Origin of the sequence: Marinobacterium lutimaris (assembly GCF_900108065.1) — a bacterium.
Taxonomy (GTDB): domain Bacteria; phylum Pseudomonadota; class Gammaproteobacteria; order Pseudomonadales; family Balneatricaceae; genus Marinobacterium_D; species Marinobacterium_D lutimaris.
Window position 1 is genome coordinate 39,361 of record NZ_FNVQ01000007.1, and the last position, 16,882, is coordinate 56,242.

At 57.4% G+C, this 16,882-nt stretch carries 13 protein-coding genes and 4 tRNA genes; 11 read left to right on the forward strand and 6 right to left on the reverse strand.

What is annotated here, in order from left to right; translation table 11 throughout:
- Positions 1-3: 3 nt before the first annotated feature.
- The 3 genes from C4S72_RS22760 to C4S72_RS22770 all read right to left on the reverse strand — a co-directional run bounded on the left by C4S72_RS22760 (position 4) and on the right by C4S72_RS22770 (position 4,913).
- Positions 4-1,251: an MgtC/SapB family protein gene (locus C4S72_RS22760; RefSeq protein WP_104005506.1), complete on the reverse strand. Its 1,248-nt coding sequence runs from the start codon at positions 1,249-1,251 to the stop codon at positions 4-6.
- Between the two features lie 537 nt (positions 1,252-1,788).
- A complete protein-coding gene (locus tag C4S72_RS22765) occupies positions 1,789-3,303 on the reverse strand; it encodes an acetyl-CoA hydrolase/transferase family protein (protein ID WP_104005507.1) in 1,515 nt (504 codons plus the stop codon).
- 281 nt (positions 3,304-3,584) lie between these two features.
- The gene (locus C4S72_RS22770) at positions 3,585-4,913 is read right to left on the reverse strand and encodes a DEAD/DEAH box helicase (RefSeq protein ID WP_235009241.1); all 1,329 of its coding nucleotides are present in this window, start codon (positions 4,911-4,913) and stop codon (positions 3,585-3,587) included.
- Between the two features lie 322 nt (positions 4,914-5,235).
- Here C4S72_RS22770 and C4S72_RS22775 point away from each other — a divergent pair, with 322 nt between their 5' ends.
- The 8 genes from C4S72_RS22775 to C4S72_RS22810 all read left to right on the forward strand — a co-directional run bounded on the left by C4S72_RS22775 (position 5,236) and on the right by C4S72_RS22810 (position 11,820).
- Positions 5,236-5,970 (forward strand): glutathione peroxidase, encoded by a 735-nt coding sequence (locus C4S72_RS22775; protein ID WP_104005509.1) that lies wholly within the window; start codon positions 5,236-5,238, stop codon positions 5,968-5,970.
- Between the two features lie 487 nt (positions 5,971-6,457).
- On the forward strand, positions 6,458-6,931 hold the full coding sequence (locus C4S72_RS22780) for an NlpC/P60 family protein (RefSeq protein WP_104005510.1): 474 nt from the start codon (positions 6,458-6,460) through the stop codon (positions 6,929-6,931).
- Between the two features lie 629 nt (positions 6,932-7,560).
- Positions 7,561-8,505, forward strand: coding sequence for an ABC transporter substrate-binding protein (locus C4S72_RS22785; RefSeq protein WP_104005511.1), 945 nt, complete (start codon positions 7,561-7,563; stop codon positions 8,503-8,505).
- Positions 8,502-11,288 carry an EAL domain-containing protein gene (locus C4S72_RS22790; RefSeq protein WP_160115576.1) on the forward strand — a complete coding sequence of 929 codons (2,787 nt, stop codon included), beginning with the start codon at positions 8,502-8,504 and terminating at the stop codon, positions 11,286-11,288. The genes C4S72_RS22785 and C4S72_RS22790 overlap by 4 nt, the downstream gene beginning before the upstream one ends.
- An 84-nt stretch (positions 11,289-11,372) precedes the next feature.
- A tRNA-Ser gene (locus C4S72_RS22795) sits at positions 11,373-11,460 on the forward strand.
- Between the two features lie 54 nt (positions 11,461-11,514).
- A tRNA-Asn gene (locus C4S72_RS22800) sits at positions 11,515-11,590 on the forward strand.
- A 60-nt stretch (positions 11,591-11,650) separates the two neighbouring features.
- Positions 11,651-11,726, forward strand: a tRNA-Lys gene (locus C4S72_RS22805).
- Positions 11,727-11,744: 18 nt separating this feature from the next.
- Positions 11,745-11,820 (forward strand) — tRNA-Lys (locus tag C4S72_RS22810).
- A gap of 86 nt (positions 11,821-11,906) precedes the next feature.
- Here the strand turns inward: C4S72_RS22810 and C4S72_RS22815 are convergent.
- Together C4S72_RS22815 and C4S72_RS22820 are read right to left on the reverse strand one after the other, a co-directional pair.
- A complete protein-coding gene (locus C4S72_RS22815; protein ID WP_104005513.1) occupies positions 11,907-13,739 on the reverse strand; it encodes an ATP-binding protein in 1,833 nt (610 codons plus the stop codon).
- 27 nt (positions 13,740-13,766) lie between these two features.
- Positions 13,767-14,273, reverse strand: a complete 507-nt coding sequence (locus C4S72_RS22820; RefSeq protein ID WP_104005514.1) for a hypothetical protein — start codon at positions 14,271-14,273, stop codon at positions 13,767-13,769.
- Positions 14,274-14,504: 231 nt separating this feature from the next.
- Here C4S72_RS22820 and C4S72_RS22825 point away from each other — a divergent pair, with 231 nt between their 5' ends.
- Positions 14,505-14,843, forward strand: a complete 339-nt coding sequence (locus C4S72_RS22825) for an Hpt domain-containing protein (protein WP_104005515.1) — start codon at positions 14,505-14,507, stop codon at positions 14,841-14,843.
- A 10-nt stretch (positions 14,844-14,853) separates the two neighbouring features.
- Here C4S72_RS22825 and greB read toward each other — a convergent pair whose 3' ends face one another.
- Complete coding sequence (greB, locus tag C4S72_RS22830) at positions 14,854-15,354, reverse strand: transcription elongation factor GreB (RefSeq protein WP_104005516.1); 501 nt, start codon at positions 15,352-15,354, stop codon at positions 14,854-14,856.
- 78 nt (positions 15,355-15,432) lie between these two features.
- Between greB and C4S72_RS22835 the strand changes: the two genes are divergently transcribed.
- Positions 15,433-15,867 carry a hypothetical protein gene (locus C4S72_RS22835; RefSeq protein ID WP_104005517.1) on the forward strand — a complete coding sequence of 145 codons (435 nt, stop codon included), beginning with the start codon at positions 15,433-15,435 and terminating at the stop codon, positions 15,865-15,867.
- Positions 15,868-15,907: 40 nt separating this feature from the next.
- Positions 15,908-16,834: a DMT family transporter gene (locus C4S72_RS22840; RefSeq protein ID WP_104005518.1), complete on the forward strand. Its 927-nt coding sequence runs from the start codon at positions 15,908-15,910 to the stop codon at positions 16,832-16,834.
- Positions 16,835-16,882 lie beyond the last annotated feature (48 nt).

The following is a 16,882-nucleotide window of genomic DNA, read 5'->3' on the forward strand; positions in this document are numbered from 1 at the left end:
GGCTCAGATCAGTAGCAGAAGGCCGCCGACCAGCATGCTAAGACCCAGCCCTGGTACCAGCGTCTTCAATAGCGTAGCGCCACCGGCCGCGCCGGCGAGAATCCCCTTCACCAGCGTATTGCTGATCGCTGCCAGGGTGATACCGACGATAGCAATCTGCTGGCCGATGCCGTTATCGGTCATACGGGTCAGCGTGAGGGTAATGGCGTCCACGTCGGTGAGCCCGGCTACCAGGGAAACTATCCACAGCCCCTGCTCGCCCATCTCCGCTCTGATCCCCTCTGCAGCCAGCATGATGACTGCCAGCAGTGCGCCGAATTTCAGCGCGGGGCCGATCTGAAACGGCTTCTGGTTCAACTGGCTGCTGTCGAATTCGCCGTCGGCTTCGGTTTTACGCCAGAGCCAGAGTGCCATGGCGAAGCTGGTCAGGCTCATGCCGCCCAGAGGAATCGACAGCTGCTGTACTAGCTCCACATTCAATACCGCCACCAGCAGCAGAATACGTGGGTACATGATGGCGCTGGCCAGCAGAATACCGCCGGCCAGCAGCCGATACATCGGCAGTTGCTGGCTCATGCGGGCCAGGCTTAGCGTGGTAGCGGTGCTGGAGGCGATGCCACCAAAGGCGCTGGTAATCATGATTCCCTTACCGGCACCCGCCAGGCGCATGGCGAAGTATCCCGCCAGGCTGATAGCGGAGATCAGCACCACCATCAGCCAGATTTCGTAGGGGTTCAGCGTGTCCCAGGGGCCGAAGGTTTCGTTGGGCAGCACCGGTAGCAGCACCGCCGAGATCAGTCCCAACTGCAGGATGCCGCGCAGCTCTTCGGCGTTAAGGCCGTAGATCCAGCCGTGCAGGGTTTCCTTGAAGTGCAACAGCACGGTGACGATCACCGCAGCACCCACCGCCAGTGTGGATTCGCCGATGGAGACCAGCAGGCCAAGCAGAAAGGTGAGCAGCGCCGCGATGACGGTAGTGGTGCCAAAATCCCGATCTTCGTCGCTGTTGAGCCGGTAACCCAGAGCCAGTAGCAGCGACAGCCCCAACAGAGCTGCGACCGGAATCCAGGGAGTCAGCAGGGTGCCGAGCATACCGGCCACCTGACCGGCTACCGCCACCAGCGCGAAGGTGCGAATACCGGCAACGCGGCCACCGGCGCGCATCATGCGTTCATGCCAGCCGCGTTCCAGGCCGATCAGCAGCCCGAGGGCCAGAGCGGTGAGCAGTTGGACAATCGGTTGATCGATCATGGGTGGGGCTCCTTGCCTGGCTCTTTTTTTCTATATTAAGCGTAGAAAAAAATGGCGCTCATAGAGAGCGCTCAAGGCTTAGAGCAAACTCTTGTCAGGCTTACGGGCTGTCCCGCTCTCTGCGTTGGACTTTCTCGACGTAGCACCACTACGCCTTCAAAAGCCCGCCTTGATAGCGAACCAGCCCGTAAGCCTGCCAGGGCCGGGTTGCTGGTTACCGCTTCTCGACAGGCCACCAGCCTGCCTTCAAAGTGGCGCCGCGATCAGGGTCCGCTCAGCAACCCAGTGTCAGGAGATGGTTGTCCCGCTCTCTGCGTTGGACTTTCTCGACGTAGCACCACTACGCCTTCAAAAGTCCGCCTTGATAGCGAACCAGCCCGTAAGCCTGGCAGGGCCGGGGTTTTGGTTACCGCTTTTCGACAGGCCTCCAGCCTGACTTCAAAGTGGCGCCGCGATCAGGGTCCGCTCAGCAACCCAGTGTCAGGAGATAGCCGGTCCGCCTCGATACCGGAACGGCTGGCAGCCTGACGGGACGTGTTACATCTGCCCCTGAGTTTCGTAACGCACGTGCCAGCTCAGTGCTTCTTCCAGCAGGTGCGGGGTGTGCATGCCGCGGCCGGAGTGCAGAGCGCGTTCGTAGTAGTCCATCAGCGCCGGGCGGAAGTCCGGGTGAGCGCAGTTGTTGATGATCTCGTGGGCGCGCTGGCGCGGTGACAGGCCGCGAAGGTCCGCCAGACCCTGTTCGGTGACGACGATCTTTACATCGTGCTCGGTGTGGTCCACATGGGAAACCATAGGCACGATAGCGGAGATAGCGCCATCTTTAGCGGTGGACGGTGATACGAAGATCGACAGATAACCGTTACGGGCGAAGTCGCCGGAACCGCCGATACCGTTCATCATCCGCGTACCCATCACATGGGTAGAGTTGATGTTGCCGTAGATATCCGCCTCGATCAGGCCATTCATGGCGATCACGCCCAGGCGGCGGGCCAGCTCCGGATGGTTGCTGATATCCTGCTGGCGCAGAATGATCTTGTCGCGGTAGAGGTCGATGTTGTTATCGAACTCGGCGATTCCTTCCGGGCTCAGTGAAAACGCGGTGGCCGATGCGGTCGCCAGGGTGCCGGATTTGAGCATTTTCAGCATGCCGTCCTGGATCACCTCGGTGAAGGCGGTCAGGTTCTTGAACGGACCTGCGTCCAGCCCTTCGAGCACAGCGTTGGGGATGTTACCCACACCAGATTGAATCGGCAGCAGCTCTTTCGGCAGGCGACCCAGCTCGATCTCGCGGTGGAAGAAGTTGAGAATGTGCTCCGCGATCTTACGGGAAGTCTCGTCCGGTGCCTTGAACGGGGTGTTGCGATCAGGGGCGGAGGTTTCCACCACGGCGATCACTTTATCCATCGGGCAGGCCAGGTAAGGCTCGCCGATACGGTCGGCCGGATCGGTGATCATGATCGGCTTGCGGTTCGGCGGCAGCGCGGTGCCGTAGTAAACGTCGTGCATCCCTTCCAGCTTGGCGTTCTGCTTGCTGTTGACCTCGAGGATGATCTTGTCCGCCTGCTCGATCCAGGTCTTGTTGTTGCCCACGGATGAGGAGGGGATCAGGCTGCCGTCTTCGCGGATTCCGGCCACTTCGATTACTGCCAGATCCATCTTGCCAAGGAAGCCGGACCAGGCGTACTGGGACACTTCAGAAAGGTGGATATCCACGTAATCCATCTTGCCGGTGTTGATGCGGTCGCGGCAGATTGGATCGCTCTGAAACGGCAGGCGCATTTCGATACCGTCCACTTCGGCCAGCACACCGTCCAGTTCCGGCGCGGTGGATGCGCCGGTCCAGACGCTGATTCGGAACGGCGGTTCGCCGGCGGCGTTCAGTTTACGGATACGCTCGGCCAGGGCGCCAGGAACAGCCTTGGGATAACCCGCGCCGGTAAAACCGCTCATGCCCACATTGATACCCGCAGGGATCAGCTCGGCCGCAGCTTCGGCGCTCATGACGCGATCGCGCAGAGCCGCGCAACGAATGCGTGATTCGGAAGACATAGGACTTTCCTCAGATCTTATGGATTGTCGACAATTGTGGAGTTGGAGTTATTGATGTCGACGAAGGGGTAGTTATTAGAAGTGCGATTATAAAGGGCTGGGGTCCAGGCTCTAGGGCTGTTGCCTAGTCTATTAGTCTAAATATGCAACAAAATTGTCGACATTGTGCTGTTTTTTGCATCAAAGTGTTGCTGCCGTGATGGGCTTTCGAACCTGTAGACAGGTAACAAAAAGCCCCGCCTTTTCAGGCAGGGCTTGGTGTTGCGGCATGGCTGCTGAAATTACTTCTTCTTCAGCGGAGCAAAGCCGTCATTGCTGATCGGAGTCGGTGCTGCGGGCTCGGCGCGGCGTTTGCCGATCTGCTTTTTATCCCGGGCGCGTTTCTTCTCTTTCGGCTTATCCCCAGCCTTTTTGCTGTCCTTCTTCTTGCGCGTACCGGCGGCCTTGCCGTTGCTCTTGAGCTTTTTCGGGCCTCGGTAGCTGCCTTCGATGCCCTTCAGCGTGCGGGATTCGAATTTAACCCGCAGATAGCGTTCGATGCTGGCTTTCAGGTTCCATTCGTTCGGAGCGATCAGGCTGATCGCCAGGCCTTCGCGGCCGCTGCGACCGGTGCGGCCGACGCGGTGCACGTGTTCGTCGCCGCTGCGGGCCAGGTCGAAGTTAACGACCAGGTCGATCCCTTCGATATCCAGGCCACGTGCCGCCACATCGGTGGTGATCAGGATATTGATGCGGCCCTCGCGCAGCAGGTTGAGTACGCGGGTACGTTCCGGCTGACTGAGTTCACCATGCAGCACACCCACGCGCAGTCCCTTGGTCTGCAGCTTGGAATTCAGTGACTCGCTCAGGGCGCGGTAGTTGGTGAAGACGATCGCCTTGTCGTACTGCTCGTTCTTCAGCAGCCACTCAAGTTGGCGCTCCTTGAGCTTGGCGTCGTCCGCCAGGATAACCTGCTGACGGATGTGGGTCAGTTCCGTCTGGGCGGTGCTGAGCTGAATCGTTTCCGGATCGCGCAGCACGCGGTCAAGAATATCGCCCACGCCACGATGGGTCAGGGTCGCGGAGAACAGCATGCTCTGACGCTCTGGGCGGCAGGCGTCGGTGACGAACAGCACCTCTTCGCGGAAGCCCATGTCGAGCATCCGGTCCGCTTCATCGAGAACCAGGAATTCGAGATCGTCAAAATCCAGGGTCCTGCGCTCCAGGTGCTCCTTGATGCGTCCCGGGGTGCCGACGATGATCTCCGGGTTCTTGCGGATTTTGGCCGCCTGATTGTCATAGTTCTCGCCACCGCAGACCGACAGGGCTGTGACGCGCGTAAAAGCGGCGAGCTTTTCGCACATGGTCGTAACCTGTTCGGCGAGCTCGCGGGTCGGCGTCAGGATCAGGCCTCGAGTCCCGCTGCGCGGCGCTGAAACTTCAACGCAGCGCTGCAGAATCGGCAGCAGAAACGCCAGAGTTTTGCCGCTACCGGTCTCGGCACTGACCATCAGGTCCTTGCCTTCGAGTGCGGGGGGCAGTGCAGTGGCCTGCACTTCGGTGGGCTTGGTGAAACCCAGGGCATCGATCGCCTTCATCAGGCGCTCATGAAGAGATAACTCATCGAACACGGGGGGGTATTTCTCCGCAAAATGGGATAGCGCTGAAGGAGGCTCTGCGCTTTGTGTATGTAAAGACGAATCCTAGCAGAAAAGCGGCGTAACGCCGATCAATGGATGAACAGAGTTTGCCAAGGCGCCGGGTTTGCGCGCTTGGCGGAGTTGCCCCCGTACTCTTCCAGTGCTTATCCACAGATAACGGGGATAAGTTTAACGGCTTCTTTATAGTGATAGCTCAAAACTATCGTAGGTTTATCTATAATTAATTTTTCCCTGATCACCTCCATGGGTAATCTGAATCCAGTTGCAAATCATTGAATCCGAGGAGAAGCAGATGTTGGAAAATCGTGAAGGTCAGCGCGTCCCAGAAGTCACTTTCCCCACCCGCGTTAACAACGAGTGGGTTAATGTCACCACCGAAGAGCTGTTTGCCGGCAAGACCGTGATCCTGTTCGCGCTGCCTGGCGCCTATACACCGACCTGCTCAAGCACTCACCTGCCGCGCTATAACGAACTGGCGCCGGTGTTCAAACGTGAGGGTGTGGACAGCATCATCTGCCTGTCGGTGAACGATCCGTTCGTGATGGCCGCCTGGGCGGGAGATCAGAGCGCTGCCAACATCGATATGCTGCCGGATGGTAACGGTGAGTTCTCTGAAGGTATGGGGATGCTGGTTGAAAAACGCGACCTTGGCTTCGGCAAGCGTAGCTGGCGTTACTCCATGCTGGTCAAGGATGGTGTGATCGAGAAGATGTTCATCGAGCCGGATGTGCCGGGTGATCCGTTCGAGGTTTCTGATGCCGATACCATGCTCGACTACATCAACCCCAAGGCGGAGCTGCCGAATCGGGTATCGATGATCACCAAGCCGGGTTGCCCGCACTGCATGCGTGCCAAGAAACTGCTTAAAGAGAAGGGTATGGCCTATGAAGAGATCGAACTGGGCCAGCACGGCATCACCTATTCGACGCTGACGGCGATCAGTGGCCGTGGCACCGTGCCGCAGATCTTTATCGATGGCGAGCATGTGGGCGGAGCCGACGAGCTGGAACACTGGATGGCGCGCTAATACGAGCAGGCTACTCCTTCTATAGAAAACAGCGCCCGGGTGGCGCTGTTTTTTGTTGTCGCTCTTAAACCACCTCTATGCAGGTGGTGTTCGTTGGGTCGGGGCTATGCGTTTCTCATGCCTTGTTGATAACGGGGCTCTATCTCTTATGGCTGCCAGTGCGCAGCAATCCATCCCCTTTGGCCCAGAGCCGTCGGCAGAAGCTGAAACCGGCCTAGGCAAGGAAGCGGATATGAGGGATCCCGGCATTCGTCGGTCGGTCAATCCAGGCACCTCTAACCTGGCATCCAAACAGGGAACTATTAAAGAAAGAGTTATCCAATGCTTAGCGAGCTAACCGGGGAGAAATATGCGTTCCAAGGCAGGAGGTGCCGCGCCGGCGATGATAGACACTAAGAGTGCAAACTTGCGTTCCCCTGCACTTTTGAATACAAAAGCTTAGACGTCCGTTATTAAAGTTAAATCTACGGACCTCAGGGAGAGTCTGATGCGAGTCTACATTGCCGCCTTGATTCTGGCGTTGCTGGCCGGTTGCAGCAGTAACGGGCCGCGCTATTACTCGCCTGATCTGCCGGCGTCGGAATACTCCCTGCGTGCCGATCTTGAACAGCAGTACCTTGCCTGGAAAGGCACGCCCTACCGTCTTGGCGGCATGAGCCGGCGCGGCGTCGACTGCTCCGGGTTTGTCTCCCGCGTCTTTGATGACCTTTACGGTATGGATCTTCCCCGCACCACCGAGCATCAGGCAGACCTTGGCTACAGCATCGATCGCGATGAGTTGCAGGTGGCGGATCTGGTGTTTTTCAAGACCGGCTGGCGGACCCGCCATGTCGGCATCTATATGGGGGGAGGGGAGTTTCTTCACGCCTCCACCAGCCGCGGCGTCATCATCTCCTCTCTGGATAATCCCTATTGGCGCAGCCACTACTGGACCTCTCGTCGTTTCGCCGTGCGTGACTGATACCGGTGGATAACCCGCTTATTCGTCTATTCTTTGCTCATCTTCTGCAGTGTAAACAGGCTTTGGCGACCTCCTCATATCCGGTTTTACACTGGGGATAACCTTTCTTGGATTTTGCTGTGAGTAATCCTTGGGGATAAAGGGGATAGATCAACAAGGTAAGAGGTTGTAAACAGCGAAATTGAACCGATTTGGCGGTTGACATTTTCCCCCTCAGCAAAACTTTTCCCAAGCTGTATGATAAATAACCGCTTTTCTTCAGGCCAGTAACTACGGGTCTTTGGTTGTTGATTCCTCGTGCTGTCCAAAACTTATCCTCACTGTTGTGCACAGATTCTGTTTGCAACTGGGGATTGATTCACACGAAGGTCATAACAGGCTATGAAGCTGTGAATATCCGCCTGGAGACACTGTTATCCAGGTGTAGATAACTCGGGATATCCAGATCTACCTGGGCTTTGTCAGGGGATAAAGTGGATGCTGTGCATATCTTTATATTAGAACTTTGTTCTGAATTGGGGACGAAGCTCTGGCCGGAGCCCCTGGCCTGGGGTAGATTTAACTTAAGTTCCTGGCCGCTGTTTTATTCGAGCGGGCCATCTACAGCGTTAAACAATACGGAATTCCGGATGAGCACTCTTCGCCGTTTACTGGCGCCTCTGTTGATCATGCTGGTGTTGTCGGGCTGCGCTGATGATGCCGAACCACTGCGGCTGGGGGCTGTGCTCTGGCCCGGTTACGAGCCGCTGTTTCTGGCACGCTCTCAGGGTTACCTGGATGAAGAACAGATCGGCCTTGTGGAGTTGATGTCCGCCGGTGAGGTGATGCGCGGATTTCGCAACGGCGCGCTGGATTTGGCGGCGCTGACCCTCGATGAGGTATTGCTGCTGGCCCAGGATGTGGACGATCTGCAGATACTGCTGGTGACCGACACCTCCTATGGCGCCGATGCGATACTGGCTTCTAAAGCGATCACCATGGCGCAACTGAAAGGGCAGAGGGTCGGTGTTGACTCGACGGCGCTGGGAGCTTATTTCCTGTCCCGGGCGCTGGCGGTATCGGGGATGAGAGAGTCCGATATCCAGCTTGTCACCCTGTCGGTGGATATGCATGAAAATGCCTTCCTGAAGGGCGAGGTCGATGCCGTAGTTACCTTTGAGCCGGTGCGCTCAAAACTGATGGCCAAGGGGGCCAGCGAGGTCTTCAGCAGCAGGGATATCCCCAATGAAATCATCGACCTGCTCGTTGTGCGCGGTGCTATACTGAAAGACCGTAAGGAGTCTGTCAGGCACCTTGTCGATGCCTGGTATCAGGGCGTTGGGTTTCTTCAGCAGCAACCGCAACAGGCCTATGGCGTGATGAGCGGGCGCCTGGGGCTTTCCGAGCTGCAGATCGCCGCAGCGCTGGAAGGTCTCTCCATTCCAGGTCGGTCGCAGGTACGCGACATGCTGTATGACAAGGGCGAGATTCGTGCCCAGGCGGAGCGGCTGGAGAGCATCATGAGCAAAGAGGGATTACTCAGCCAAGACGTCAATCTGGATGACATCGTAGCAGACCAGGATCTATGGGATTGAAGTTGGCCTACCCTCCACTACGACTGTTGCTGCCGCTGCTGATTCTGATCGGTGGCTCGCTGGCATTGTTATTTGTGCTCTTTGTGGCACGTCCCTACCTGCTTTATCTCACCGACAATAACGCCCGTACCGAGATCAGCTATTCCGTCAACCGGCTGCAGGGAACCCTGGAATACATGCTGCTGCGTGGCGACGAGGAGGGGGTGCAGCGTGAGATTGCCGCCGCCAGCATGCGCCGCTACGTCAAGCATCTGGTGGTGCTCGATAACGAAAACAGGGTACTTGCCTCCTCTAGCCTGGCGGACCGGGGCCAGACCTTTGATCAGCTTTTCCTCCATCTCCCGGATAGTTTTATCCAGCAGATCCAGAGTTCCGGCAGCCTGAGTTTTTACGATTCACCGGAAGAAGACACCATTTACGGCGCCGCGCCCGTTTCCCTGCCGGATGCAGACAAGCCGCGTCAGATGGCCCGTGGCACGGTGGTGATTGAGGTGGACACGCGCTTACTGGGGAATAACCTGCTGGGCCGGATCGATAATTTCTTTCTCTGGATCGCGGGCTTCATTCTGCTCAGCGCGCCCCTGGTCTGGTACGCCGGTGAACGCTACATCAACCGCCGTCTGGCGCGGATCATGGGTAGCATCGAGGCGATGGAAGCGGGTGATTATGACCGGGAGGTCAAGCTCGGCGGTGGCGACGAACTTGGCCAGATAGCCAACGCACTTAACCGCCTGGCGACATCAATCCGCAGCAGCCGGGAAGAGCTGAAAAAACAGAATGCCCTGTTTGATGAGGTGATGCGGCATATTCCGGCGCTGGTCAGCATCGTTAGCGAAGATGGGCATTTTGTTTACGCCAACCGGCGCTTCCAGGCGTTCTACAAGGTGGACCCCGCAAAGAACGGGCTCGACCTGGATGCCACGTTTAACACAGGCATCACCCGACGACACCGCGAACTGAACCGGCAGGTGCTGGCCCGCGGTGGCCCTATGCAGCTGCATCTGACCACGGAGTTCGAGGGGCGTGAAACCACCTGGTTCATGGTCAAATTTCCGCTGTTGCGCGGGGAGGTCCGTTCGGTCTGTACAGTTTCCTTGGATATCACCGAGCAGGAGACCAACGAGCAACTGGTCAACATCTCCCGGCGCATCTTCGAGAACACCTCCGAAGGGATCGTTATCTCCGACCGGGAGCAGCGTATCGTGGAGGTCAATGACTCCTTTGCCAGGATGAATGGCAGCAGCAAGGAGGAGTTGATCGGCCGCCGCATGGAGCTTGTCGACAGCTCGCTGAGCGGTGCCGGGGTGAAAGAGCGGGTCGAGGCAGCCATTGCCGTGAAAGGAAGCTGGCAGGGGGAATTGAGCTGCCGTCGCAGCGATGGCTCCACCTACCCGGCAAGACTCTCGGTCAGCGCTATCCGCGATCGCCATAACCGCCAGGATGGCTTCTTTGCCATCTACCAGGATATCAGTTCGGAAAAAGCGGCCGAGGAGTCACTGCAGCAGCTTGCCTACAACGATGCCCTGACAGGCCTCTACAACCGCGCCTCGTTCAAACGCCACCTGCAGGAAGCGCTGGAGCGGATGAAGCGCTACGACGAGCAGTTTGCCGTGCTGTTTATCGATCTGGACAGGTTCAAGGAGGTTAACGACTCTTTCGGCCATGAGTGCGGCGATAGTCTGCTGGAGCTGGTGGCGGACCGGCTGCGTGATCAACTGCGCGAAGTGGACCTCGCCTGCCGCCTGGGAGGTGATGAGTTCACGGTACTGGTGCCTCACGTGGATCAGACCGAAGGCCTTGCGGTGATCGCCAACAAGCTCATAGCAGCGATCAGCGAGCCCTATCTGGTTGATGGCCATGAGCTGTTCATCGGCTGCAGTATCGGTATCGCGGTGGCGCCGGCAGACGGTGAAGAAAGCGATCTGCTGATGCGTAATGCGGATGCGGCGATGTACCACGCCAAGGAGAGTGGGCGTGGATGTCACGCCTTCTTCGATAGCGAGATCGATGACCGTAACCGGCGCCGTATCCAGATCAAAAATGGCCTGCGTCTCGCGCGGGCGAGGGGAGAGTTGAGCCTGGCCTATCAGCCAGAGGTGGATCCGGTCAGCGGTGAGGTGAAGATCTACGAAGCCTTGATGCGCTGGTACAGCAACGAGATCGGTTTTGTCTCGCCGGTGGAGTTTATCGCTGTGGCGGAGGAATCGGAGCTGATCGAAGATCTCACCGAGTGGCTGATCGGGCAGGTGGCCGAGGATTGCCGCCAGGCGCCGCTGAACGCTGCCAAGATCAGTATCAACCTGTCACCGCGACAGTTCCGCAGTGAAAGCTGGCTGCGCCAGATAAACGCCGCGGTAGCCTCCGGGGCGGTAGACCCGCGCCGCCTCTGTATCGAGGTGACCGAGAGCGCACTGGTGGAAGATTTTAGTCGCGCCCATGCCCAGCTGCAGCAGATGAAGAAGCTGGGGATCGAGGTTGCCATCGATGATTTCGGCACCGGTTACTCCTCTTTGTCCTATCTCAAGCGTATGCCGATCGATTATCTGAAGATCGATCGCTCCTTCGTGGCCGATATCGGCCAGGACACCGATGACCAGACCATTGTTGAGACAGTGATCGTCATGGCCCACGCTCTGGGCCTCAAGGTGGTGGCGGAAGGTGCCGAGAATGAGCAGCAGGTGGCATTCCTGAGGAAGAACCACTGTGACCTGATTCAGGGCTATTACTACGCTAAACCGGCCCTTTTACACGACCTGGCGAGAGAACAACTGAACACTCATTGATCACTTTAAACAATGAGTTACAGAAAGTTGAGATAAGCTGTTGACACTCAAAATTTTGAAGGTAATATTTGCGCCCATCCTTACGGAGGGATGGCTGAGTGGTTGAAAGCACCGGTCTTGAAAACCGACGAGTCGCGAGGCTCCCAGGGTTCGAATCCCTGTCCCTCCGCCATTTAAGGATGCGCTTCTAGCAAGCGGGCTTATTGAAAGATAAGCAAAGGGTTATTCCTCGATAGCTCAGTTGGTAGAGCAGTAGACTGTTAATCTATTGGTCGCTGGTTCGAGTCCAGCTCGAGGAGCCAACCCCTGACTCTCTAGCAATTAGAGAGTTGGAAAGTGAAAAGGTAAAAAAGAGTTTGAGCGGGTCGTTAGCTCAGTTGGTAGAGCAGTTGGCTTTTAACCAATTGGTCATAGGTTCGAATCCTATACGACCCACCACTCTCAACTCTTATCCATGGGTCGTTAGCTCAGTTGGTAGAGCAGTTGGCTTTTAACCAATTGGTCATAGGTTCGAATCCTATACGACCCACCACTTTCCCCATCCTGTTATTCTTCCCGCTGTTTCTGAATTTACCCCGCCCTGTTTGTTTTGCCTGCTGTGCTTAGATCTGAGTGACCTCAGTCCTGATTCAGTGTTGTCGGCACGACATTGCGCGCGATCGCATCCTTCACCTTGCGGATATCCACAGGCTTGGTCAGATAATCGTTCATGCCGGCTTCCAGGGCTTTGTGATGGTCATCCTGCATGGCGTTGGCGCTAAGCCCGATGATCGGCAGGGTCGCGCAGGAATCGATGCTGCGCAGCCTGCGAGTGGCCTCCAGGCCGTCCATCTCCGGCATCTGGATATCCATCAGTATCAGGTCGTACGGGTCCTGTTGCGCCTTTTTAAGCGCTTCCAGGCCATTACCCGCCAGCTCCACCTGATGGCCGCAGCGGCTCAGCAGACCCTTGATCACCGCCTGATTCACCCGGTTATCCTCAGCGACCAGTATTTTAAGGGGCTGGGTTTCATCGACCGGCTGGCTGGTGGGCAGTTGTGCCGGTTCTACCTCCTCTCTCTGCGCCTCTTTCAGTGGCACTTCAAACCAGAAGCGGCTGCCCTTGCCCTCTTCGCTGATAAAGCCGATCTGGCCATCCATCAGTTCGACCAGACGTTTGCTGATCGCCAGCCCGAGCCCGGTGCCGCCATAGTTTCGCGAGGTCGAGGTATCAACCTGGGTAAACATGCCGAACAGCTTGTCTTTGGAGCATTCGGGGATGCCGATACCGGTATCGGTGACTGCGAACAGCAGGCCCCGTTCGCCCTGGCTGACTTCCAGCAGCACCTGGCCTTTTTCGGTGAACTTGATGGCGTTACCAACCAGGTTAAGCAGAATTTGCCGTATCCGGCTGGGATCGCCCTGGTAGAAACGGTTGAGCTTGGGACTGAGGTGGGTGCTGAGCTCAAGCTGTTTTTCACTGGTGCGGGGGCGCAGCAGCCGGGCAATATCTTGGACTAATTGACTCAGGTCGAAAGGCTCGACGCTGAGATCGAACCGGCCTGCTTCGAGTTTCGAAATATCGAGCACGTCATTGATGATGCCCAGCAGCGCGTTAGCCGATTTCCGGATTGTTTCGCTGTACTCGCGCTGTTCCTGGCTAAGTTGAGTATGCTCCAGCAGGCTGGTCATGCCGGTAATGCCGTTCATCGGTGTGCGGATCTCATGGCTCATCATCGCCAGGAATTCCGACTTGGTGCGGTTGGCTTTTTCCGCCCTTTCAGCGGTGCGGCGCAGGCGCCTGGCGAGATGTTCGGCGTGTTTGCGCTGGCGCAGCGCTTCGGTGTGGCGGCGGAACACCATCACGATGATGCTGACCATCGTGATCAGCATCAGGCCTATCAGCAGGGCAAGCCAGTTGAACATGCTGAGGGTGTAGTCGCGCTCGTAGGTCTTGTCGGCGGCGCGTCGCTCCAGCGTTTTCAGCAGCAGCTTTTCGGCGACCGGCTCCAGTGAGCTGGCCCTCTGCAGCACAAACTCCCTGGAGGCGGGATTGTTCTGAATCTCGGTTATCTGTCCGTCTATCGCCTGTACCAGCGGGATGAAGCTATTGATCAGGTCGGCGCTGGCAGGATCCTCCGCGAACAGCTTCTGCAGCTGTCCTTTTTGTAACAGGTCCATGCGGCTGTAAAGGATATCGAAACGCAGCAGAACGCTGTCAAACTGGTCGCTGTCATCGGGGGTAAAGGTGAAGACATGAAGCTCGCGCTGGAAACGCTGGGTTTCACGGTCAATCTGATAGGCGGCCCAGAGCATATCCTCGCGGATCGAGGCCAGCAGTTCGGTCTCGCGTTTGATCAGGGTGACATAAAGCACCAGCACGACCGTCAGGAAAGCCAGCGACAGGGCCGAGAGCAGCCATATCGCTTTGCTTCGTCCTAACAGGCCGAGCTGTGGAAGCTTCAGTCTCATCGGCGTTATCAAGTATGCGTCAGGCGTTTACTTGATGTCGATCGCTTTGATCTGCCATACCGAGCGGTTGTGGATAATCTCGGAGCTCAGCTCTGGCTTTTCATCAAAGGGGTAGATGATGAACAGCGGGCCTTTGTCGCGAACGCGCATGTACTTACCGTCGGCTTTGAGGGCCAGAATGACCTCATGATCGTAGAAATCGGATACCGGTACTTCGGCTGAATAGTCGTTGATGGCGGTGACCTGCATGGTTTCGCCGCTGGCGCCCACAGCGTCAAGCAGGGCGCTTCCCAGAGGTCCCTCGAAGCTCACCACGCCCTCATGCCAGGGGGTGGCGGTTTCGGTGGTACGCTGCTGCAGGGCTTCGAGCATCGCCTTGTCGAAACGGGCCACACCGTCGCCGTTGGTGTTCTCAATAGCACCTGATACGGTCAGAATGACGGAACCCTGAGGGGATTCCAGTGTACCGGCGTTAGCCAGGCTAGCAGCCATGCCAAAGGTCAGGGTGAGTACCAGCGCGGTGAACAGTTTCATCTTGGTATCCTCTTGGTGCACCATCCTCAGGATGGAGGTGGGCGTTTTTTATTACTATCTTAGCTTGTACGAAGTCTGCTATTAACCCTTTTTAAAAGGGGAAATTGACCCGATTAGCGGGCGCTATATTAGGTTTTTGTCGCAAATAAGTAACCCTATTTCCTGTATATAATTTATACTCGCGGAAATTGGGATCAGGCATTCAGATAGAACACCGATGCGGGAACCGTTATGAGTCAGACGCTTTACTATGACTGGACACAGGCGCTGGAACTGACCGGAGGCGATGAAGAACTTCTGGTTTCGGTGCTGGAGATGTTTCTCGAGGAAGCCCCCGATCATATGGCGGCCATGCAGCGCAGCCATGCGGCGGGCGATACTGCAGAGCTATCAGCCGCTGCGCATACCCTCAAGGGGCTGCTGGGTACCTTCGGGGCCGAATCCACCGTGCAGCTTGCGCTGGAAGTTGAGCAGGGCGCCCGACGGGCGGAAGATGTGCGGCCGGCACTGTCCCAGCTAGAATCCCGTATGAAGGTATTGCTGGAACAGCTACGCCGGCACTGCGCTTAATAATCAGGGATCAGCGGTAGCTGATCTCGATAATTTCAAACCACTCTTCTGAGCCGTCCGGCTTTTTCAGCCAGATCTCATCGCCTACCTGTTTCTTCAGCATCTGTCGCGCCAGGGGCGCGTCCACGCTGATGTAACCAGGTTTATCGCCGATCTCATCGGCGCCGACGATGCGGTGTTCGCGAGTCTCACCTTCTTCATCCTCCAGGGTAACCCAGGCGCCGAAGAACACGGTGCCCTGGTCTTCCGGTATCCGGTTCACCACGTTGATATTGTCGAGCCGCTTGGAGAGGTAGCGAACCCGGCGGTCGATCTCGCGCAGTTGCTTCTTGCCGTAGATATATTCGGCGTTCTCCGAGCGGTCGCCCTGGGCTGCAGCTTCCTTCACCGCCTGGGTCACCTCAGGACGTTTTTCCTTCCACAGGTACTTCAGCTCGGCGCTGAGGCGGTCGTAGCCTTCCTGGGTGATATAGGGCGCGCTGCGGGGCGCGGGTGGACGCCAGCGGGACATTGCAACTTCCTGAATTAATAAAAGAATTAAAGGATAACCCCGTCCGGCCGATAGAGAAATGGTGGCTTGGGAGCGATGATGCAGACAGAACATATTCAGCAACGGATAGAGACCTATACGGCGGATCTGCCTCAGGCGGTACAGTCCTCCAATGGCGCCCGTTTCGCGATGCTGCTGAGTCTGATCGCCTCGAATCAGGAGGCGTATACGCCGCTGCGTCAGCCGGTTACAGCTGAGGGTGGTTTCGAACTTCCCGAGTCTAAACCGTTGAGCTACCCCAACCCCAATGAGTTTTATACCAGTGAAGTGGTGGGGCGCCTCAATGGTTCGGTGAATAACTGTCAACGCGGTGAGTTCGCCTACCTGGTCAGTCATGTGGATACCCAGGCCCACATCCCCAATCAGGCGCAGTCTGCCGCCGATAATTTCGCCCAGGTTGCACTCATGTCCAGTGGACGTATGATGCTGGAATCTATTGCGCAGTCCCGGCGGTCGATTTCCGCGACCGCCTGAAACTGAACTGCACCCCAGTTTTCAGCCCAGAGCTCAATTCATGTCTGAGAAAAATCAGCCCCGAGCGATGCTGCTCGCCGGACTCGCTGTCTTTTTATGGTCCACCGTCGCGACCGCGTTCAAGCTGTCCCTGGCGTTGCTGACGCCTTTGCAACTGCTGGCCTGGGCGAGCCTCTTTTCCATGCTGTTTCTGATGGCGGTGGTCAGCTGGCAGAAGCAGTGGGGCGCGCTGTTCACCTTTTTTCGCGAGCAACCGGCCTATGCGGTGCTGCTCGGTGTCATCAATCCGGCGGTTTATTATCTGGTGCTGTTCCGCGCCTACGATCTGTTGCCGGCGCAGCAGGCGCAGACCATCAACTACACCTGGGCGCTGACGCTGTCGCTGCTGGCGGTGCCTTTCCTGAAGCAGTCGCTGCGCCCGAGGGATATGATCGCCCTGGCCGGCGGTTACTTCGGGGCGCTGATTATCGCCACCCGCGGCAACCTGCTGGCGCTGGACTTCGATAGTATCGAGGGCGTACTGCTGGCGATGCTCAGTACCCTGTTCTGGGCGATGTACTGGATACTCAACACCCGCGCCACCGCGCCAGCCACCGCGTCTCTGCTGGCCTGCTTTATGGTCGGTACGCCGTTGGTGTGGGCGCTGATGGTCTGGCAGGGCGAGCTGCATCTACCTGAGCCTAAGGCGCTGGCTGGGGCGGTCTATGTGGGTCTGTTCGAGATGGGGGTGACCTTTATGCTCTGGCTGGGCGCCATGCGCTCGGCGGTGCATGTGAGCCGCGTCAGCAACCTGATCTTCCTGTCACCTTTCCTGTCGCTGGTGTTCATCCGCTATTTCCTCAACGAGCCGATCGCCCCGGCCACCTTTATTGGCCTGGCGATGATTATCTGTGCAGTGATCTATCAGCAGCGGGGCGGCTCGGATGAGACCCCCGAGGCGGCGGCAGAGGCTCAGAACCAGCGTTGAGAGGCGCTGCCCTCTCACTGGTTCTGAGTTGGTTAAACCCGGCTAAAA

Bases quoted from the DNA above. Each gene is read 5' to 3' on its own strand.
- C4S72_RS22820 (WP_104005514.1), bottom strand. From the start codon at position 14,273: ATGAAACTGTTCACCGCGCTGGTACTCACCCTGACCTTTGGCATGGCT.
- C4S72_RS22840 (WP_104005518.1), top strand. From the start codon at position 15,908: ATGTCTGAGAAAAATCAGCCCCGAGCGATGCTGCTCGCCGGACTCGCT.
- C4S72_RS22765 (WP_104005507.1), bottom strand. From the start codon at position 3,303: ATGTCTTCCGAATCACGCATTCGTTGCGCGGCTCTGCGCGATCGCGTC.
- greB (WP_104005516.1), bottom strand. From the start codon at position 15,354: ATGTCCCGCTGGCGTCCACCCGCGCCCCGCAGCGCGCCCTATATCACC.
- C4S72_RS22785 (WP_104005511.1), top strand. From the start codon at position 7,561: ATGAGCACTCTTCGCCGTTTACTGGCGCCTCTGTTGATCATGCTGGTG.
- C4S72_RS22835 (WP_104005517.1), top strand. From the start codon at position 15,433: ATGCAGACAGAACATATTCAGCAACGGATAGAGACCTATACGGCGGAT.
- C4S72_RS22760 (WP_104005506.1), bottom strand. From the start codon at position 1,251: ATGATCGATCAACCGATTGTCCAACTGCTCACCGCTCTGGCCCTCGGG.
- C4S72_RS22825 (WP_104005515.1), top strand. From the start codon at position 14,505: ATGAGTCAGACGCTTTACTATGACTGGACACAGGCGCTGGAACTGACC.
- C4S72_RS22815 (WP_104005513.1), bottom strand. From the start codon at position 13,739: ATGAGACTGAAGCTTCCACAGCTCGGCCTGTTAGGACGAAGCAAAGCG.
- C4S72_RS22780 (WP_104005510.1), top strand. From the start codon at position 6,458: ATGCGAGTCTACATTGCCGCCTTGATTCTGGCGTTGCTGGCCGGTTGC.
- C4S72_RS22775 (WP_104005509.1), top strand. From the start codon at position 5,236: ATGTTGGAAAATCGTGAAGGTCAGCGCGTCCCAGAAGTCACTTTCCCC.